This window comes from Nocardioides daphniae (assembly GCF_004777465.1).
In the GTDB taxonomy this organism is placed as follows: Bacteria; Actinomycetota; Actinomycetes; order Propionibacteriales; family Nocardioidaceae; genus Nocardioides; species Nocardioides daphniae.
Genome location: NZ_CP038462.1, coordinates 1,286,559 through 1,304,892, shown reverse-complemented (window position 1 = coordinate 1,304,892; position 18,334 = coordinate 1,286,559). Strand labels below are relative to the sequence as shown.

The 18,334-nt window shown below is 72.4% G+C and carries 16 protein-coding genes and 4 pseudogenes; 6 read left to right on the top strand and 14 right to left on the bottom strand.

Features of this window, described 5'->3' with window-relative positions; all coding sequences use genetic code 11:
* Window positions 1-55: 55 nt before the first annotated feature.
* Complete coding sequence (gene rpsO / locus E2C04_RS06420; RefSeq protein ID WP_116572135.1) at window positions 56-331, bottom strand: 30S ribosomal protein S15; 276 nt, start codon at window positions 329-331, stop codon at window positions 56-58.
* Window positions 332-473: 142 nt separating this feature from the next.
* Window positions 474-2,186 (bottom strand): phosphoenolpyruvate--protein phosphotransferase, encoded by a 1,713-nt coding sequence (gene ptsP, locus E2C04_RS06415; RefSeq protein ID WP_135831991.1) that lies wholly within the window; start codon window positions 2,184-2,186, stop codon window positions 474-476.
* A gap of 102 nt (window positions 2,187-2,288) precedes the next feature.
* On the opposite strand from ptsP, the gene E2C04_RS06410 reads away from it, so the two are divergent.
* From E2C04_RS06410 to E2C04_RS06395, 4 genes and pseudogenes are all read left to right on the top strand, one after another.
* Window positions 2,289-3,056, top strand: a complete 768-nt coding sequence (locus E2C04_RS06410; RefSeq protein WP_135831990.1) for a DeoR/GlpR family DNA-binding transcription regulator — start codon at window positions 2,289-2,291, stop codon at window positions 3,054-3,056.
* Window positions 3,057-3,219: 163 nt separating this feature from the next.
* Window positions 3,220-3,735, top strand: a pseudogene (locus E2C04_RS19440) (PfkB family carbohydrate kinase); the annotation flags it as partial.
* Between the two features lie 264 nt (window positions 3,736-3,999).
* Window positions 4,000-6,035: pseudogene (locus tag E2C04_RS06400) on the top strand (PTS fructose transporter subunit IIABC).
* 61 nt (window positions 6,036-6,096) lie between these two features.
* Window positions 6,097-6,339, top strand: a complete 243-nt coding sequence (locus E2C04_RS06395) for an HPr family phosphocarrier protein (RefSeq protein ID WP_135831989.1) — start codon at window positions 6,097-6,099, stop codon at window positions 6,337-6,339.
* 76 nt (window positions 6,340-6,415) lie between these two features.
* On the opposite strand, the gene E2C04_RS06390 is transcribed toward E2C04_RS06395, so the two are convergent.
* The 8 genes and pseudogenes from E2C04_RS06390 to E2C04_RS06370 form a co-directional block, all read right to left on the bottom strand.
* Window positions 6,416-7,351 carry a bifunctional riboflavin kinase/FAD synthetase gene (locus E2C04_RS06390; protein ID WP_135831988.1) on the bottom strand — a complete coding sequence of 312 codons (936 nt, stop codon included), beginning with the start codon at window positions 7,349-7,351 and terminating at the stop codon, window positions 6,416-6,418.
* 113 nt (window positions 7,352-7,464) lie between these two features.
* Entirely contained in the window at window positions 7,465-8,343 is an 879-nt protein-coding gene (gene truB / locus E2C04_RS06385; RefSeq protein ID WP_135831987.1) for a tRNA pseudouridine(55) synthase TruB, read from the bottom strand.
* Window positions 8,340-8,789: a 30S ribosome-binding factor RbfA gene (rbfA, locus tag E2C04_RS06380; protein ID WP_135831986.1), complete on the bottom strand. Its 450-nt coding sequence runs from the start codon at window positions 8,787-8,789 to the stop codon at window positions 8,340-8,342. The genes truB and rbfA overlap by 4 nt, the downstream gene beginning before the upstream one ends.
* A gap of 69 nt (window positions 8,790-8,858) precedes the next feature.
* The gene (locus E2C04_RS21865) at window positions 8,859-9,083 is read right to left on the bottom strand and encodes an EF-Tu/IF-2/RF-3 family GTPase (RefSeq protein WP_420873099.1); all 225 of its coding nucleotides are present in this window, start codon (window positions 9,081-9,083) and stop codon (window positions 8,859-8,861) included.
* 168 nt (window positions 9,084-9,251) lie between these two features.
* Window positions 9,252-9,755, bottom strand: a pseudogene (locus E2C04_RS21860) (translation initiation factor IF-2); the annotation flags it as partial.
* Window positions 9,641-10,570 (bottom strand): translation initiation factor IF-2, encoded by a 930-nt coding sequence (locus E2C04_RS19430; protein WP_420873098.1) that lies wholly within the window; start codon window positions 10,568-10,570, stop codon window positions 9,641-9,643. The gene E2C04_RS19430 and the pseudogene E2C04_RS21860, both read right to left, overlap by 115 nt.
* 427 nt (window positions 10,571-10,997) lie before the next feature.
* A complete protein-coding gene (locus tag E2C04_RS19420; RefSeq protein ID WP_170213489.1) occupies window positions 10,998-11,714 on the bottom strand; it encodes a translation initiation factor IF-2 N-terminal domain-containing protein in 717 nt (238 codons plus the stop codon).
* A 133-nt stretch (window positions 11,715-11,847) separates the two neighbouring features.
* On the bottom strand, window positions 11,848-12,150 hold the full coding sequence (locus E2C04_RS06370) for a YlxR family protein (RefSeq protein ID WP_268234028.1): 303 nt from the start codon (window positions 12,148-12,150) through the stop codon (window positions 11,848-11,850).
* A gap of 78 nt (window positions 12,151-12,228) precedes the next feature.
* On the opposite strand from E2C04_RS06370, the gene E2C04_RS06365 reads away from it, so the two are divergent.
* Window positions 12,229-12,717, top strand: a complete 489-nt coding sequence (locus E2C04_RS06365; protein ID WP_135831985.1) for a histidine phosphatase family protein — start codon at window positions 12,229-12,231, stop codon at window positions 12,715-12,717.
* Window positions 12,718-12,763: 46 nt separating this feature from the next.
* Here E2C04_RS06365 and nusA read toward each other — a convergent pair whose 3' ends face one another.
* Both nusA and rimP read right to left on the bottom strand, forming a co-directional pair.
* Window positions 12,764-13,738 (bottom strand): transcription termination factor NusA, encoded by a 975-nt coding sequence (nusA, locus tag E2C04_RS06360; protein WP_135831984.1) that lies wholly within the window; start codon window positions 13,736-13,738, stop codon window positions 12,764-12,766.
* Window positions 13,738-14,229 carry a ribosome maturation factor RimP gene (gene rimP, locus E2C04_RS06355; protein WP_135831983.1) on the bottom strand — a complete coding sequence of 164 codons (492 nt, stop codon included), beginning with the start codon at window positions 14,227-14,229 and terminating at the stop codon, window positions 13,738-13,740. The genes nusA and rimP overlap by 1 nt, the downstream gene beginning before the upstream one ends.
* A gap of 89 nt (window positions 14,230-14,318) precedes the next feature.
* Here rimP and E2C04_RS06350 point away from each other — a divergent pair, with 89 nt between their 5' ends.
* Window positions 14,319-15,311 carry a DUF4439 domain-containing protein gene (locus tag E2C04_RS06350; protein ID WP_135831982.1) on the top strand — a complete coding sequence of 331 codons (993 nt, stop codon included), beginning with the start codon at window positions 14,319-14,321 and terminating at the stop codon, window positions 15,309-15,311.
* 340 nt (window positions 15,312-15,651) lie between these two features.
* Here the strand turns inward: E2C04_RS06350 and E2C04_RS06345 are convergent.
* Together E2C04_RS06345 and E2C04_RS06340 are read right to left on the bottom strand one after the other, a co-directional pair.
* Window positions 15,652-17,420: pseudogene (locus tag E2C04_RS06345) on the bottom strand (proline--tRNA ligase).
* Window positions 17,377-18,318 carry a GNAT family N-acetyltransferase gene (locus E2C04_RS06340; RefSeq protein ID WP_135831981.1) on the bottom strand — a complete coding sequence of 314 codons (942 nt, stop codon included), beginning with the start codon at window positions 18,316-18,318 and terminating at the stop codon, window positions 17,377-17,379. The pseudogene E2C04_RS06345 and the gene E2C04_RS06340 overlap by 44 nt, the downstream one beginning before the upstream one ends.
* Between the last annotated feature and the right edge of the window lie 16 nt (window positions 18,319-18,334).

The window sequence follows — 18,334 nt, the reverse complement described above, 5'->3', positions numbered from 1 at the left end:
ACCGAGAAATGTGCGAAAGGGCCCACCCCGGCGCGGGGTGAGCCCTTCGCAACGATCAACGACGCAGGCCGAGGCGCTCGACGATGGAGCGGTAACGCTCGATCTCGGTCTTCTGCAGGTAGTTGAGCAGACGACGGCGCTGGCCGACGAGCAGCAGCAGGCCACGACGGCTGTGGTGGTCGTGCTTGTGCTGCTTGAGGTGCTCGGTCAGGTGCGAGATGCGGTGGCTCAGGAGAGCGATCTGCACCTCGGGCGAACCGGTGTCACCCTCGGTCGTGGCGTACTCGGCGATGATCTTCTTCTTGGTCTCCGCGTCGGTTCCGATCGACATAGCGGGGCTCCCTTCGGTTCGTTGCGCGGCGCGCCCGGGCCTGTTCACCGGGGCACTGTGGTTCCGCGGCCGTTTCACGGCAACCGGGCAAAGTTACCCCACGAGCACGGAGCGACCCAAAACGTGCTGGCCGCAGCTGCGCTCAGCCGGCGAGCACGCGGCGTACGGCCTCACGCCCGGCCCGCGGGTCACGCGCCGACAGCGCCGCCTCGGCCGCCGCCTCGCACGCGTCCATGGTGACACGCGCGAGCTGGGAGCCGACGCCGCGGACGGCGCGCGCGGCCATCGACAACGAGGTGACGCCCATGCCGACCAGGGCGGTGGCCAGCAACGGGTCGGCCGCCGCCTCGCCGCAGACGCCGACGGGCTTGCCTGCCTCGACCCCAGCATGGGCGGTGATCGCGATCAGCTGGAGCACGGCCGGCTGCCAGGGGTCGGTGAGGTGGGCCAGGTCGGTCGCCATCCGGTCGGCGGCGAGCGTGTACTGGGTGAGGTCGTTGGTGCCGATGGAGAGGAAGTCGACCACCTCGAGCATCTGGTGGGCGAGCAGCGCGGCGCTGGGCACCTCCACCATCACACCGGCCTTGAGGCCACGGCTCCTGACCAGGCCGGCGAAATCCTGGGCCTCGGCGACCGTGGCCACCATCGGCGCCATCACCCAGGCATCGGCGCCGGTGCGCTCGGCGGCCAGCGCGATCGCGTCGAGCTGTCGCTCCATCAGGCCCGGGTTTCCGAAGGAGAGCCGCAGGCCGCGCACCCCCAGCGCCGGGTTCTCCTCCCCCTCGTGGGTGGCGAAGGCGATCGGCTTGTCCGAGCCCGCGTCGAGCGTGCGGACAACGACGTGCCCGCGGTCCCGGAAGGGGTTGAGCACCGCGGCGTAGATGTCGGCCTGCTCCTCCACCGCCGGCTCCTCGGCCCGGTCGAGGAAGCAGAGCTCGGTGCGGAAGAGGCCCACGCCGTCGACCGGCTCGTCACTGGCGCGCAGCGACGACGCGCCGTCGGCCACGTTGGCGAGCAGCTGCAGGGGTACGCCGTCGGCGGTCGCCGCAGGACCTGTCCAGGCCTCGAGCGCCGCCCGCTCGGCCCGGCTGGCCTCGACAAGGGCGCGAGCCTCGGCCGGGTCGGCGCCACGGACGATGGTGCCGGCGCTCCCGTCGACGAGGAGGTACTCCCCCTCCACGACGGAGGTCGCCGAGGCGACGCCGACCACGCAGGGGATGCCGAGCTGGCGGGCGATGATCGCGGTGTGGCTGGTCGGGCCACCGCGCTCGGTGACCAGCGCGACGACCTGGTCGGGGTCGAGGCCCGAGGTGTCGCTCGGGGCGAGGTCGGAGGCGACGAGCACCGAGGGCACCAGGGGCGTGGGCACGCCGGGCGCCGGCTCCCCCACCAGGCGGGCCACCAGGCGACGCTCGATGTCGCGCAGGTCGGTGGCGCGCTCGGCCATCAGCCCACCCATGTTGGTGAAGAGCGTGACGAACTGGTCGACCGCCGCGTGGACCGCGGCGACGGGCCCGCCGCCGGAGCCCAGCGCCTTGACCACCGCGGAGCGGAGCCCCTTGTCACGGACCAGTCCGGCACTCGCCGTCAGCACCTCGGCCGCGGCCCCGTGGGCGATCCCCGCCTTCTCGGTGAAGGTCTCGGCGACGAAGGCGACCGCGTCGTCGTAGGCGGCGAGCGCCTCCTCGTCGGTCGCGAAGCCGCCGTCCCCGAAGCGAGCGACGGCCTCGGGCGAGACGTCGGTGATCACGTGCACGGCGGGTCCGGCCGTGACCCCGGCGACGACCGGCGTACCGGAGAGCTCGGCCTGCGGGTGGGCGCCCGGGTCGGAGCCGGGGCGGGCATCAGTGGTCATGCTCACACCGTATGCCACGAATCTCTTGACTCTCAACACGTTCGGGACTAAAACAACAGATACGCAGATCCCGTCCGGGGTCGTCCACTCCCAGGAGGTCCGGTGTACGCCGAGGAACGGCAGCAGTCGATGGCACAGCTGATCAGCCGCACGGGACGGCTGTCGGTCGCCGACCTCGCGCAGGAGTACGCCGTCACCACCGAGACCGTGCGGCGCGACCTCTCCACCCTCGAGCGGATGGGCCTGGTCAAGCGGGTGCACGGCGGCGCCGTCCCGGCCAGCTCCCTGCGGATCATGGAGTCGGTGGTCGGCGAGCGCGACCGGGCCAACACCGCCGCGAAGGACGCCATCGCCCAGGCCGCCCTCGCCCTCCTGCCGCCGCCCGACTCGGTGGTCGTGCTCGACGCCGGCACCACCACCACCCGGCTGGCCACCGCGCTGCCGCGCGACCACCGCCTGCACGTCGTCACCCACGCGGTGCCCGTCGCGGCCCGCCTCGCCGGGTCGCCCCACATCGACCTGCACCTGCTCCCCGGGCGTGTGCGCGCCACCACCCACGCCGCCGTCGGTGCCGACACCGTCGCCGCCCTGGCCGACCTGCGGGCCGACGTAGCCTTCGTCGCCACCAACGGCCTCACCGTCGACCACGGACTCACCACCCCGGACCGGGACGAGGCGGCCACCAAGCGGGCCATCGTCGCCTCGGCCCGTCGCGTGGTCGTCCTGGCCGACTCGAGCAAGATCGGACTGGAGATGGCCCAACGCTTCGCCTCCGTCGAGCAGCTGTCCGCCCTCGTCACCGACGACGGGATCGACCCGCGCGAGCGCGCAGCCCTCGAGCGCGCCGGGGTGGAGGTGGTGGTCGCATGATCGTGACCCTCACCCCCCACCCGAGCATCGACCGGACGATCGCGCTGGGTGGCCCGTTGCGCCGGGGTGGCGTCCAGGAGGCCACGAGCGCCGGCGACCAGCACGGCGGCAAGGGCGTCAACATCTCCCGGCGTGCCTGGCGGCCGACCTCTCCACCATCGCCGTGCTGCCGGCCCTCGAGCAGGACCCCTTCGTCGTCGGCCTGCGCCGCGGCGGCGTCGAGTGCTGCCCCGTCCCGCCGGCTGGCCCGATCCGCACCAACATCACGATCACCGAGCCCGACGGCACCACGACCAAGGTCAACACCCCCGGCGCCCGGGTCACCTCCGAGCACACCGAGGCGATGGCCCGGGCCGTGGTCGACCTGGCGCCGCGCAGCGCCTGGACGGTGCTGGCCGGCTCGCTGCCGCCCGGTGCCGAGCCCACCTTCTACGCCGACGTCGCCCAGCGCCTGCGCCCCACCCACACCAAGGTCGCCGTCGACACCAGCGGCGCAGCGCTGGCCGCGCTCGCCGACGCCCTGCCGGTCGCCGCGCCCGACCTGATGAAGCCGAACGGCGAGGAGCTCGCCTCCCTGACCGGCGTCGACCCGGTGGCCCTCGAGGCCGACCCGGTCGCCGTGGCGACGGCCGCCCAGGAGCTCGTACGCCGCGGCGCCGGCGCCGTGCTGGCGTCCCTCGGTGCGCACGGCGCCGTGCTCGCCACCGCCGAGGGCTCCTGGCACGCCACTCCCCGCCGACCACGGTCGTCAGCACGGTCGGCGCGGGCGACTCCTCGCTCTTCGGCTACCTGCTGGCCGACCTGCAAGGTCTCGACGCCCCGGGCCGCCTGGCCATGGCCGTCGCCTACGGCAGCGCCGCCGCTGGCCTGCCCGGCACCACAGTTCCCACCCCTGACCAGGTCAACCCCGACCTGGTCGCCGTCACCGTACTCGGAGGATGACATGTCAGAGCTGATCACAGCTGACCTCGTACGACTCGACGTCGACTGGGGTGACGACAAGCACGACGTCATCCGGGCGCTCGCCGGTGTCGTCGCCGACCAGGGCCGCGCGGCCGACGTCGACCAGCTGGTGGAGGACGCCATGGCCCGCGAGGCCACCTCCTCGACCGGGCTGCCCGGCGGGATCGCGATCCCCCACTGCCGCACCACCGGCGTCGACGAGCCCACGCTCGCCTTCGCCCGCCTCGCACCCCGGGTCGACTTCGGCGCCAAGGACGGCCCGGCCGACCTCGCCTTCCTGATCGCCGCTCCCGCCGGTGGCGACGCCACCCACCTCGAGCTGCTCACCCAGCTCGCCCGGGCACTGGTCCGGCCCGAGTTCACCGCGGCCCTGCGTGGTGCCGCCAGCCCCGCCGAGGCCGACGGGATCATCCGCGAGGCCCTCGGCCTCGACGCCGCGCCCGCGGACGCCGCCGCACCCGCGACAGCGGCAACCCCGGCGACCCCGGCAGCAGCGCCGGACGACAGCGGCGTACGCCCGTCCCTCGTCGCCGTCACCTCCTGCCCCACCGGCATCGCCCACACCTACATGGCGGCCGAGGCACTCGAGGCCGCCGCCGCCCGCGCCGGTGTCGAGATCGCCGTGGAGACCCAGGGCTCGGCCGGCGCCACTCCCCTGCGCGCCGAGCAGATCGCCGCGGCCGGCGCGGTGATCTTCGCCGCCGACGTGGGCGTGCGCGACCGCGGACGCTTCGCCGGCAAGCCGGTCGTCGTCTCGGGCGTGAAGCGCCCGATCGAGGAGGCCGACACGATGATCGCCGAGGCGCTCGCCTACGCGGCCCGCCCCGACTCCGCCCCTCGCGTCGAGGGCAGTGCCGCTGCCGAGGAGGGCGCGACCGGCTCCGAGTCGTGGGGTGCCCGCACCCGCCGGATCCTGATGACCGGCGTCTCCTACATGATCCCGTTCGTGGCGGCGGGCGGCCTGCTCATCGCCCTGGGATTCCTCTTCGGTGGCTACCAGATCACCGGCCCGGCGGCCGACATCGTCACCGGCAACACCCTCTTCAACCTCCCAGACCCCGCGGCCCTGGAGCTCGAGCGCGTGCCGTTCGACTCCGGGCTGATGGCCTACCTGGGCGCGTTGATGTTCATGCTCGGGTCGACGGCCTTCGGCTTCCTGGTGCCGGCGCTGGCGGGCTACATCGCGTACGCCATCGCGGACCGCCCCGGCATCGCCCCCGGCTTCGTGATGGGCGCCGTCGCCGGCCTCACCAACTCGGGCTTCCTCGGCGGCATCGTCGGCGGCGTCCTGGCCGGCATGGCCGCCCACTGGGTCTCCTCGTGGAAGGTCCCTGCCTGGGCCCGGGCTTGATGCCCGTGCTGGTCATCCCGCTGCTCGCCACCCTGATCTCCGGCTTCGTGATGATCGTGCTGCTGGGCCGACCGCTGTCGCTGCTGATGACCTCGCTCACCGACGGCCTCAACAGCATGTCGGGCGGATCGGCCGTCCTGCTGGGCGCGCTGCTCGGCCTGATGATGGCCTTCGACATGGGCGGCCCGCTCAACAAGACCGCGTACGCCTTCGCCACCGCCGGACTGGGCGCTGCCGCCACCGCCACTGCAGCTCCCGAGCTCAAGGTCATGGCCGCGGTGATGCTCGGCGGCATGGTCCCGCCGCTGGCGCTGGCCCTGGCCACGCTGGTGCGGCCGGCCCTCTTCAACCCGGCCGAGCGTGAGAACGGCAAGGCGGCCTGGCTGATGGGCGCCTCGTTCATCACCGAGGGCGCGATCCCCTTCGCCGCCGCCGACCCGCTGCGCGTCATCCCCTCGATCATGGCCGGCAGCGCCCTTACGGGAGCCCTGGCGATGGGGCTGGACGTGCAGCTGCGCGCTCCGCACGGAGGCATCTTCGTGCTCTTCGCGGTCGACAACGTCGTCGGCTTCCTGGTGGCCCTGGTGGCCGGGACGCTGCTCTCGGCCGCCCTGGTCGTCCTCGCCAAGGGCTGGCGCCGCTCGCCGGCCGCCGCCACCGTCTGACCCCCAGCCTCACCAGCCCTGCCCCACCCGCCCTGCCCCACCCAACCTGCAAGGAGCTCGCATGCCCACCCAGACCGTGACCATCGGATCCTCCGTCGGCCTCCACGCCCGCCCTGCCGCCATCGTCGCCGAGGCCGCCGAGGCCCTCGGCTCGGACGTCACCGTCAACGGCGTCGACGCCTCGTCGTCGCTGATGCTGATGACGCTCGGCGCGAAGTTCGGCGACAGCGTGGAGGTCGCCGGCAGCGACGAGGCCGCCGTGGCCCAGATCGCCGACCTGCTGGCCAAGGACCTCGACGCCTGACCCACACGCACGACGAGGGCCCCGCGACCAGCTCATCTGGTCGTGGGGCCCTCGTGTCGTGGGACCGGGGGGCGCCTCAGGCCAGGAGCTGGCGGGCCCGCTCCACGTCGTCGTGCATCCGCTCGACCAGGGCCTCGACGCTGTCGAAGCGCACCATGCCGCGCAGCCGGTCGACGAAGGCGACCTCGACCTCGACGCCGTACAGCTCCAGGTCGTCGCGGTCGAGCACGTACGACTCCACGCGCCGCTCGCGCTCGCCGGAGAAGGTCGGGTTGGTGCCCACCGAGATGGCGGCCGGGAAACGCTCACCGGTGTCGCGTCGGGTCAGCCAGCCGGCGTAGACGCCGTCGGCCGGGGCGGCCTCGCCGTGCGGCATGGGCACGTTGGCGGTCGGGTAGCCCAGCTCGCGACCGCGCTGGTCGCCGCGTACGACCTCGCCGCGCACCGTGAAGGGACGGCCGAGGGCCTCGGCGGCACCGGCGACGTCACCGGTGGCCAGGCACTGGCGGACGTAGGTGGAGGACCACACCTGGGGGCCACCGTCGAGGGGCACGCCGTCGACGGAGAACCCACGCTCGGCGCCCGACTCGCGCAGGTAGGCGACGTCGCCGGCCGCACGGCTGCCGAAGCGGAAGTTGGCGCCGACCACGACGGCCTTGGCACCCAGCGCGGAGACCAGGACGCGCTCGACGAACTCCTCGGGGCTCCACGCCGCGATCTCGCGGTCGAAGGGCACCACCAGGACGGCGTCGACGCCCTGCTCGGCCAGGAGGGCCACCCGGGTGTCGATCGAGGTCAGGGTGGGCGGGGCGTGCTCGGGGCGGAGCACGGCGATCGGGTGCGGGTCGAAGGTCACCACGACGACCTTCTCCAGCCCCAGGTCGTCGGCGGCCGACCGCGCCTGCCGCAGGACGTGCTGGTGCCCGCGATGGACACCGTCGAAGTTGCCGATGCTCACCACGGTGGGCCCCAGGTCGCTGGGAACCTCGTTGAACTGACGCCAGACGTGCACGCGAGAACTGTGCCACTTCCCGTCGGGCTCGCGCACCCTGCCCCCTGCTTCGGACGTGGCCGACGCCTGGGCGACCGGAGTGGCAGCGCCTGGGCGCCCGGCGTCGTACGCGGTCACTGGACGAAGACGGCGAGCGGCTTGGCGACGTCCCCAGCGGGCTCGTAGAGGGCCAGGAACTCGCCGTCGGGCGCGAAGACCGCCGTGATCTCGGCCAGCTCCAGCGCGAGGCGACGGCCGTACCTGACGTCGGCCGCCTGCTCGGCGTCCAGCTCGACGACCGGGAAGGTGGCGCGGGCCGCGTCCTCGATCGGCACCACCTCGAAGGACTCCTCGAGCTGCTCCAGCGTCCGGGCGAGCGAGAGGTCGAAGCCTCCGACGGCGGTGCGGCGCAGGGCGCTGAGGTGCCCGCCGACGGCCAGGACGGCACCCAGGTCACGGGCGATGGCGCGGATGTAGGTGCCGGACGAGCAGCGCACCGAGACGTCGACCTCCACCGTGTCGCCGAGCGTCTGCACGCGGTGCACGTCGATCGCGTCGATGGTGACGGGGCGCGCCTTGAGCACGACCTCCTCGCCGTCGCGCACCCGGGCGTACGCCCGCTTGCCGTCGACCTTGATCGCCGAGACCGCCGTGGGGACCTGCTCGATGTCGCCCACGAAGGCCAGCAGTGCCTCGCGGACCTGCTCCTCGGTGACGTGGGCGGCTGAGGTGGTCGCGGTGACCTCCCCCTCGGCGTCGTCGGTGGTCGTGGAGACGCCCAGCACGATGGTCGCGTCGTAGGCCTTGCGGGTGAGCATCAGGTGCCCCAGCAGGCGGGTGGCCCGGTTGGTCCCCAGGACGAGGACGCCGGTGGCCATCGGGTCGAGGGTGCCGGCGTGCCCGACCTTGCGGGTGCCGGCCAGTCGGCGCACCCGGGAGACGACGCCGTGGGAGGTGATGCCTCCGGGCTTGTCGACGACGACGAGCCCGGAGACCGGGGTGGAGGAGCTCACTCCTCGTCGTCCGCCTCGTCCTCGTCGACGTGGCGCGGCTTCTTGTACGGGTCCTCGTCCGAGGCGTACGCAGCGCCCACGCGCTGGGCGGCCACGGCCTCGTCCTGCTGCTTGGCCTTGGCCAGCACCTCGTCGAGGTGGCGCGCGGTCTCGGGCAGGGCGTCGTGGAAGAACTCGAGGGTGGGGACGGTCCGCATCTGGAGCTGCTTGCCGACCTCGGAACGGATCAGGCCCTTGGCCGACTCGAGCGCGGCGGCGGTCTCCGCGAGCGACTCCTCCTCACCGAGCACGGTGTAGAAGATGCTGGCGTGCTGGGAGTCCCCGGTGACCCGTACGTCGGTCACGGTGACGAAGCCCAGGCGCGGGTCCTTGATCCGACGCTCCAGCATCTCGGCGACGACCACGTGGATCCGGTCGGCGATCTTGCGCACTCGGGGGCTGCTCATGGTTCCTACTCTCGGTGGAAATGGGAGTCGGCGCCAGCCATGAGGCGGGCGCCGACTCCACAGGGTGTGTCAGGCGCGCGGGATCTCGCGCATCTCGAAGGACTCCACGACATCGCCGATCTTGATGTCCTGGAAGTTCTTCAGCACCAGACCACACTCGAAGCCCTCGCGGACCTCCGAAGCGTCGTCCTTCTCGCGGCGCAGCGAGGCCAGGTCGAGGTTGTCCGCGACGATGTTGTTGTCGCGGAGCACGCGGACCTTGGCGTTGCGGCGGACCGTGCCCGAGGTGACCATGCAACCGGCGATGTTTCCGGCCTTGGACGAGCGGAAGATCTCGCGGATCTCCGCCTGGCCCAGGGTGACCTCTTCGTACTCCGGCTTGAGCATGCCCTTGAGGGCCGCCTCGATCTCCTCGATCGCCTGGTAGATGACCGAGTAGTACCGGATCTCCACGCCTTCCTTGTCGGCCATCTGGGCAGCCTTGCCCTGAGGACGGACGTTGAAGCCGATGATGATCGCGTCGGAGGCAGCAGCCAGGTCGACGTTGGTCTCGGTGATCGCACCGACGCCGCGGTCGATGACCCGCAGGGTGACCTCGTCGCCGACGTCGATCTGGGCCAGCGAGTCCTCGAGGGCCTCGACCGAACCGGACACGTCGCCCTTGAGGATGAGGTTGAGCTCCTGGCTCTCGCCCTTCTCCATGGAGGCCATGAAGTCCTCGAGGGTGCGACGGACGCGACGCTTGGCCTGCATGGCCGCACGCTCGCGCGCCTCGCGCTTCTCGGCGATCTGGCGGGCCATGCGGTCGTCCTCGACCACGATGAAGTTCTGGCCGGCACCGGGGACGGCGCTCAGACCCAGGACCATCGCGGGACGCGACGGGTCGGCCTCGGTGAGCTCGTTGCCGAACTCGTCGAGCATCGCCCGGACACGACCGTGGGCCGGGCCCGCGACGATCGAGTCGCCGACGCGGAGCGTTCCGCGCTGGACGAGGATCGTGGCGACCGGACCGCGACCGCGGTCGAGGGGGCCTCGACGACCAGGCCCTGAGCGTCCTGCGTGGGGTTGGCACGCAGGTCGAGCGAGGCGTCGGCGGTGAGGACGACGGCCTCGAGCAGCTTGTCGAGGTTGAGCTCGGACTTGGCCGAGACGTCGACGAACATCGCGTCGCCGCCGTACTCCTCGGGGATGAGGCCGTACTCGGTCAGCTGGCCACGGACCTTGGTCGGGTCTGCGTCCGGCTTGTCGATCTTGTTGACCGCGACCACGATCGGGACGCCGGCGGCCTTGGCGTGGTTGAGCGCCTCGACCGTCTGGGGCATGACACCGTCGTCGGCCGCGACCACGAGGATCGCGATGTCGGTGGCCTGCGCACCACGGGCACGCATGGCGGTGAACGCCTCGTGACCGGGGGTGTCGATGAAGGTGATGCGACGGTCGGCGCCGTCGACCTCGGTGGCGACCTGGTAGGCACCGATGTGCTGCGTGATGCCACCGGCCTCCTTGGCGCCCACGTTCGCGTTGCGAAGGGCGTCGAGGAGCTTGGTCTTTCCGTGGTCGACGTGACCCATGACCGTGACGACCGGGGGACGGACGACGAGGTCGGACTCGTCGCCCTCGTCGGCGCCGAACTCAAGGTCGAACGACTCGAGCAGCTCGCGGTCCTCGTCCTCGGGCGAGACGACCTGGACGTTGTAGTTCAGCTCCTCGCCGAGCAGCTCGAGGGTCTCGTCACCCACGGACTGGGTGGCGGTCACCATCTCGCCGAGCGAGAAGAGCATCTGCACCAGGGCAGCCGCGTCGACGTTGATCTTCTCCGCGAAGTCGGTCAGCGAGGCACCGCGGGCCAGGCGGATGGTCTCGCCGTCACCCTTGCGGACGCGCACGCCGCCGATGGTCGGGGCCTGCATGGCCTCGAACTCCTGACGACGCGCCCGCTTCGACTTGCGACCACGACGCGACGGACCACCGGGCGACCGAAGGCACCCTGGGTCTGGCCACGCTGGCCGGGACGGTTGCCACCGCCGCCGGGACGGCCGGCGAAGCCACCGGGACCGCCGCCGGGACGACCAGCACCGGCACCGGCACCGGGACCGCCGGGACGACCGCCGGGACCGGGACGACCCGGAGCACCGCCACGGCCCGGAGCGCCACCGCGGGCGGGGGCACCGGCCGGGCCACGGCCGAAGGCGGCCGGGGACTTCGGCATCATCGCCGGGTTGGGGCGCGGCATGCCGCCACCGCCACCCGGACGGGGAGCCGGAGCGCCACCGTCACGCGAGGACGGGGGACGCGGGGGACGGTTCTCCTCGCTGCCACCGGGGGCGGGGGCCGACGGACGACGGCCCATGCCCTGGCTGGGGGCGAAGGGGTTGTTGCCGGGGCGCGGGGCGCCCGGCTTGCCGACGGGACGCGGGGCAGGAGCCTTGGGGGCACCGGGACGCGGAGCGCCGGCGGCCGGCTTGGGAGCCGGGGCGGCGGGCTTGGCCGAGGCCGCGGGAGCAGCCGGGGCGGCCGGTGCCGCGGGGGCCGGAGCCGGGGTCTCGGCGGCGGGCTTGGCCGCCGGCTTCGGGGCCGGCTTGGGGCCCGGACGCGGGGCGCTCGGAGCACTCGGGGTGCTCGGGGCGGCAGGCTCAGCAGCCTTCGGGGCGGCGACCGGCTCGGTCGGCGCGGGCTCGGCAGCCTTCGGGCGGCCGGGCGAGGTGCCGGCTTGGCGGCGGGCTTCTCGTCCGCCGGGGCGGGCGAGGCGGCGCCAGCGGCGCGCAGCTCGGCGCCGAACTGCTTCTTGAAGCGCATCTCGACGGGCGGCTCGACGGTCGACGATGCCGACTTGACGAACTCCCCCATCTCCTTCAGCTTCTCGAGAACGAACTTGCTCTCGACTCCGAACTCCTTGGCGAGTTCGTGGACTCGGGTCTTGGCCACGTTAGAACGTTGCTCCTTCTGGCCCGAGCCCCTGGAAAGTGGGGTGGTCCCGGACCGTTAGTGGTGGTGCTGGCTCATCGGAAAGTACTCATCGAGTGCTCATGAGCTGCTGCTCCAGTTTCTGGTCGGTTCATCACTGATCGGTTGCACGAGTGGCGAGGTACTCCCCCACCGGGACGTTGTGGAGCCCTTCCTTGACCCTGAGGGCCCGGGAGAACGCCCGACGACGCACGGCGAGCTCGTAGCACTCGACTGTGGGATGCAGGTGCGCCCCACGGCCAGCCGCGGTGGCGGCAGGATCCGGGACGACGGCCGGTCGACCGTCGGGGCCTGGACCGACCACCACACGCAACAACTCACTCTTGGCGGTCCGCTGGCGACACCCGACGCACGTCCTGACGGGACCTGCACCCGGGTTGATCGCTGCACGAACCACCGGAGCCACATTACCGCGTCAGGCCAGCGAAACCGAACTGGGTTGCCCCGGCCCCGGCTCCTGACGGCACAATCGAGGATGTCCTCGCTCCAGTGCCCTGCCACGCTCCTGCTCGTCGGCGCGCCGGCGCCGAGCCCCGGCGTACGGGCGCAGGCCCCCGCGGAGCTCCTCGAGCGGTTGCACCCACGACGCGTGGCGAGCGTGTGGTCGAGCCCCGCGGCGTACGCCCGTGAGGCCGCCGCCGCGGTCGCGGCGACGACCGGTGGCCCCGTCGTGGTGCGCACCGAGCTCTCGCCCGTCGGGGACGGTGAGCGGGGCGAGGACGTCGTGCACCGGCTGCGGGAGGTGCTCCAGGAGGCCGCCGACCTGCACCGTGGCGAGGCCGTCGTCCTGGTCACGCACACCGGACCGCTCGAGGTGGGGCTGCCCCGCCTGGCGCGGATGGCGGTCCGCCCGCACCCGCTCGCGGCGTGGGGGCTGGTCGAGCTCGAGGTCGACGAGGAGTGGTGGTGCCGCGCGTGGGGCGTCGCTCACCCCGAGGACGCGGACGGCGCGCCCACCCCCTGAGGGACGGACGCCCCGGTCGAGGACGCGCAGGTCGAGTCTCGCCCGCCTACGGGGTGGACTCCTCGTCGGAGCGGATGTCGATGCGCCAGCCCGTCAGGCGGGCGGCCAGGCGGGCGTTCTGCCCCTCCTTGCCGATCGCCAGCGAGAGCTGGAAGTCGGGCACGACCACGCGGCACGCCTTGGCGGCCGCGTCGATGATCTCCACCGACGAGACCCGCGCCGGTGAGAGCGCGTGCGCGACCAGCTCGGCCGGGTCGTCGGAGTAGTCGACGATGTCGATCTTCTCGCCGTGCAACTCGGCCATCACGTTGCGCACGCGCGACCCCATCGGGCCGATGCAGGCGCCCTTGGCGTTGACGCCGGAGACCTTGGAGTGGACCGCGATCTTGGTGCGGTGACCGGCCTCGCGGGCGATGGCGGCGATCTCGACGGTGCCGTCGGCGATCTCGGGGACCTCGAGGGCGAAGAGCTTCTTCACCAGCGACGGGTGGGTGCGTGACAGGGTGATCTGCGGACCCCGCATGCCCTTGCGCACCGAGACGACCAGGCACTTGATGCGCGTGCCGTGGGTGTAGTCCTCCCCCGGGACGCGCTCGCTGACGGGCAGGAGCCCCTCGAGCTTGCCCAGGTCGACCATCACGTCGTCGGCGTTGCGGCCCTGCTGGATCACGCCGGAGACGATGTCGCCCTCCTTGCCGGAGAACTCGCCGAAGCGCAGCTCGTCCTCGGCGTCGCGCAGGCGCTGCAGCATGACCTGCTTGGCCGTCGTGGCGGCGATGCGGCCGAAGCCGTCGGGGGTGTCGTCGAACTCACCGATCTGGTTGCCGTCGTCGTCGAGCTCGGGCGCCATCACGGCCACGTGGCCGCTCTTGCGGTTGACCTCGACGCGCGCACGCGGCTGCGCGCCGGGCGTCTTGTGGTACGCCGTGAGCAGGGCCTGCTCGATCGCCTCGACGAGCACGTCGAAGGAGATCTCCTTCTCGCGCTCCAGCATCCGCAGGATGCTCAGGTCGATGTCCATCAGTCTTCGTCCTCGTCCTTGGTCTTGCGGTTGAACTCGACCTGCACCAGCGCCTTCGCGACGTCGGTGTAGACCACCTCGTGGTCGTGGCCGTCGACGTCGAGCGTGACGGTCGTGTCGTCGCTCGCCCCGATCCGGCCGGTCACCTCGCCGCCCTCGACCAGGACGACCTTGACCAGTCGACCGGCGTTGCGCCGCCAGTGGCGCGGCAGGGTGAGGGGTCGGTCGACCCCGCGTGAGGTCACCTCGAGGAGGTAGGGCATCTCGCCCATGACGTCGGAGTCCTCGAGCACTCCGTCCACGGCGCGCGTCGCCTCGGCGACGTCGTCGAGCGTCACGCCACCGTCCTTGTCGACGGCGACCCGGAGGACCCGGCGCTTGCCGGCCGCGGAGAGCTCGACGGCTTCCACGTCCAGTCCCAGCTCACCGAGGGGTCCGAGAAGTGCTGCCTCGACCCGCTCCCTGGTGGCGTCTGTCTTCGCGTTGCTCACTGGGTGGACCTCCTGTTCTGTTGTCGCCGCCACCTTAGCGCTGCTGACCCTCGGGGGTCACCTGCGGGCCGTGGCCCTAGGCTCGCGCCATGCGCTCCCTCACACGGCCGACCCGGCGCGGCGTGCTCGCCGCAGGTGGTGCGGCCACGCTGGCGGTCGTCGCGAGTGCCTGCGACCTCTCCTCGAGCGGCACCTCCGAGGAGGAGCCCGCGCGCGTCGACCCCGACCTGCGACGGGTCGAGACCGTCACCGCGCAGGCCCGCGAGCTCGCCTCGTTGGTGGCGGGCGTCGCGGCGGCGCACCCGTCGCTGGCCGCCCGGCTGGGCGCGATCGCCGCGTGCCACGAGGCCCACCTGGAGGTGCTCGAGGGCGAGGACGCCACGCGGAGCCCGGCGCCGTCCGAGCCTGTCTCCCTCACACCGTCTTCGTCACCCTCCCCGCCCCCCGCGTCCTCCTCCGCCACCCCCGACGCGTCGGCCGAGGTGGCGTTCAAGGACCTCGTGACCCGGGAGCGGGCCCACGTCACGACGTTGGGCGCCGAGGCCGGGGTCGCGGAGTCCGGCGCCCTCGCGCGGCTCTTCGCCTCGATGGCCGCCGGCCTGGGCATGCACCTCCCGGCCCTCACCAGGGAGCGACGCATGAGCAGTCCGACGACCCAGGTCACGGCCCTGCAGGAGGCGTTGGCCGCCGAGCACGCAGCCGTCCACCTCCTCGGCGCCTTCGGCGGCGCGGTCTCCGCGGCCACCGACCCGACGCTGCACCTGCTGCTGAAGGCACGCCACCGCCGTCACCGGGAGCGGCGCGAGTACCTCACGGTGACCCTGCGCGGCCTCGGCGAGACGCCGGTGGCAGCCGAGGCGGCGTACGCGTTGCCCGAGGAGCTGGGTGACTCCGTCGTCGTGCGCGAGCACGGCAGCCGTGCCGAGGACCTGTGCGCGCAGGCGTACGCCACGCTCGTCGCCTCCAGCACCACCGACCTGCGCGCCTGGGCGATCGAGGCGCTGGCCGAGTCCGCGACCGCGCTCACCGCGTGGGGAACCGACCCGTCGCCGTTCCCCGGCGCGCCGGAGCTGACCGCCTGAGCGGAGACCCGACCGCCCGGAAATAGAAGGCGGCCCGGGGCCTCTGCCTACTGGGGAAGTCCCGAGATCTCCCCCAGCAGGTGGGCCGCCGGGCCGCAACGGGGTTGGTCAGCAACAACCCTGTGGTCAGAACCTGGGTCGAGGATTCCTGCCACTGACATGAGTGTGCAGCATGAACGATGCTCGAGGGAACGGATACGGACTGCATGTTCTTGCAGTGCGTAAACAAGCAAAGAAGGGCCCCGTCAACCCCCTGGCCCAGAAATGCAGGACAGCCCGTCCCACGAAGGGACGGGCTTGCCCGCAGCACCGTTCGGAACAGGCGGGTCTCCCGCCTGGTTCAGCCTCGGACGAGACCGACCAGGTGGCTCACGACGTCGGCGACGGCGACCTCGGACTTCTCCCCCGTCGCACGGTCCTTGACCTCGACGACACCGTCGGCCAGACCGCGCCCGACGGTGAGGATCGTGGGCACGCCGATGAGCTCGGCGTCCTTGAACTTCACTCCGGGGCTGATCTTGCCGGCGCGGTCGTCGTAGATGACCTCCACTCCCGCGGCGTCCAGCTCGCCGGCGATGCGCTCGGCCTCGGCGAAGAGGGCGGCGTCCTTGCCCGCAGCGACCACGTGGACCTGGGCCGGGGCGATCTCGCGCGGCCAGCACAGGCCGATCTCGTCGAGGGTGTTCTCGGCGATCGCACCCACCGCACGGGAGACGCCCACGCCGTAGGAACCCATGGTGACGGTGCGGAGCTTGCCGTTCTCGTCGAGCACCTGCAGGCCGAGAGCCTCGGCGTACTTGGTGCCGAGCTGGAAGACGTGACCCATCTCGATGCCGCGGGCGGAGGCTAGCGTGCCCTCGTCGCAGCTCGGGCACTCGTCGCCGTCGCGGACCTCGGCGGCCTCGATGGTGCCGTCAGGGGTGAAGTCGCGGCCGGCGACGAGGTCGATCACGTGCTGACCGTCCACGTTGGCACCGGTGACCCACCGCGTGCCCGCGACCACACGCGGGTCGACCAGGTAACGGATGCCCGAATCGGACTCCTCGCCCAGGACGGCGGGGCCGATGTAGCCCTTGACCAGGGCGGGGTGCTTCTTCAGCTCGGCCTCGTCCATCGGCTCGACCTCGATCGGCTCCAGCTGCCCCTCGAGGCGCTTGGCGTCGACCTCGCGGTCGCCGGGCACGCCGATGGCCAGCGGCTCGCGGGTGCCGTCGGGGTGCTTGAGCATGACGAGCACGTTCTTCAACGTGTCGCCCGCGGTCCAGGCCCGGTCCTCGCGCGGGAACGCCTCGTTGAGGTGGTCGACCAGCGTCTCGATGGTCGGGGTGCCGGGGGTCTGCTCGGCGTGCGCGGCCGGGGCGTCACTGGCGTCGACCTCGGCCGGGGTGCGGGTGGCGACCGCCTCGACGTTGGCCGCGTAGTCGCAGTGCGTGCAGCGTACGTAGGTGTCCTCGCCGACCTCGGCGGTGGCGAGGAACTCCTCAGACGCCGAGCCGCCCATCGCACCGGAGGTCGCCTTGACGATCACGTAGTCGAAGCCGAGGCGGTCGAAGATCCGCACGTACGCAGCGCGGTGGGCGTCGTAGCTCGCCTGCAGGCCGGCCTGGTCGATGTCGAAGGAGTAGGAGTCCTTCATGACGAACTCACGACCGCGCAGGATGCCGGCGCGGGGACGCGCCTCGTCGCGGTACTTGGTCTGGATCTGGTAGATCGACAGCGGCAGGTCCTTGTAGGAGGAGTAGAGGTCCTTCACACCAGGGTGAACATCTCCTCGTGGGTGGGGCCGAGCAGGTAGTCGGCACCCTTGCGGTCCTGCAGGCGGAACAGGTTGTCGCCGTACTCGGTCCAGCGGTTGGTCGCCTCGTAGGGCTCCTTGGGCAGCAGCGCCGGGAAGAGCAGCTCCTGGGCACCGATCGCGTCCATCTCCTCGCGCACGACGTTCTCGACCTTGCGCAGCACCTTCAGGCCGAGCGGCAACCAGGAGTAGACGCCCGGGGCAGCACGCCGCACATAGCCGGCGCGCACCAGCAGCCGGTGGCTCGGGACCTCGGCGTCAGCCGGGTCGTCACGGAGCGTGCGTACGAAGAGCTGGGACATCCGCATGATCATGGGAGCAGGCTACTGGCGGGCCACGCCGCGTCGCGAAGCGCGACCCCGCACCCTCACCACATGACGGTGGCGAAGCGCCGGTCTCCACGAACCCGACCTTCTCGTAGACGGCCCGGGCGCCTGCGTTCCAGTCGTTGACGTAGAGCGAGACGACCGGCGCGATCCCGGTGCGCACCGCCTCCGCGACCGCCGCCATGCCGGCCGTGGCCAGCCCCCGGCCGCGGAGGTCGGGACGGACCCACACCCCCTGCACCTGGGCGGCGTAGGGCGAGGCGCAGGCGACCTCGGCCTTGAACTCCACGCGCCCCTCCTCGTCGTAGCGGGCGAAGGACCAGCCGCGGGCGACCAGCTGCACGACGCGCGCCCGGTAGAGCTCGGCTCCCCCGCCGACCTCGGGCGAGACGCCGACCTCCTCGGTGTACATCGCCACGCAGGCCGGGTAGAGCGCGTCCACGTCGTCGAGCCCGCTGTGCCGCACGCCGGGGTCCGGCGCGACGCGCGCCGGGCCGACGTACTCCATGTGCGGCTGGGACCACCGCTCCTCGCGCGCCCGTCCCCAGGCGCCGTCGAGCTCGTCCCAGAAGGCGGCGATCAGCGGGGACGGACCGACCAGCGTGCTGGCCCGACGCCCGCGCCTCAGGGCGTAGCGGGCAAAGACGCGGACGTCCTCCTCCGTGCACCCCACCGGCACGAAGTTGGCCGCGACGTGGCAGGCCGCCGCCAGCGAGCCGTCCACGAAGCGGCCCCAGACCTCTCCCCCGAGCCAGCGCGGGTCGAGGCCCGTGGTCCGGCCGCGGTGGTCGGCGAAGACGTTGACCACTGGGTCGTCGGCGCAGAGCGCCAGGAACGCAGGCAGGTCGTCGCGCCCCAGGACGCGTACGCCGCCGCCCGAGCTCACTGCCCACCTCCCCGCC

Bases quoted from the DNA above. Each gene is read 5' to 3' on its own strand.
- nusA (WP_135831984.1), bottom strand. From the start codon at position 13,738: ATGGACATCGACCTGAGCATCCTGCGGATGCTGGAGCGCGAGAAGGAG.
- rpsO (WP_116572135.1), bottom strand. From the start codon at position 331: ATGTCGATCGGAACCGACGCGGAGACCAAGAAGAAGATCATCGCCGAG.
- rbfA (WP_135831986.1), bottom strand. From the start codon at position 8,789: ATGAGCAGCCCCCGAGTGCGCAAGATCGCCGACCGGATCCACGTGGTC.
- ptsP (WP_135831991.1), bottom strand. From the start codon at position 2,186: ATGACCACTGATGCCCGCCCCGGCTCCGACCCGGGCGCCCACCCGCAG.
- E2C04_RS06395 (WP_135831989.1), top strand. From the start codon at position 6,097: ATGCCCACCCAGACCGTGACCATCGGATCCTCCGTCGGCCTCCACGCC.
- E2C04_RS06350 (WP_135831982.1), top strand. From the start codon at position 14,319: ATGCGCTCCCTCACACGGCCGACCCGGCGCGGCGTGCTCGCCGCAGGT.
- E2C04_RS19430 (WP_420873098.1), bottom strand. From the start codon at position 10,570: ATGCTCTTCTCGCTCGGCGAGATGGTGACCGCCACCCAGTCCGTGGGT.
- E2C04_RS21865 (WP_420873099.1), bottom strand. From the start codon at position 9,083: ATGGTCACCTCGGGCACGGTCCGCCGCAACGCCAAGGTCCGCGTGCTC.
- E2C04_RS06365 (WP_135831985.1), top strand. From the start codon at position 12,229: ATGTCCTCGCTCCAGTGCCCTGCCACGCTCCTGCTCGTCGGCGCGCCG.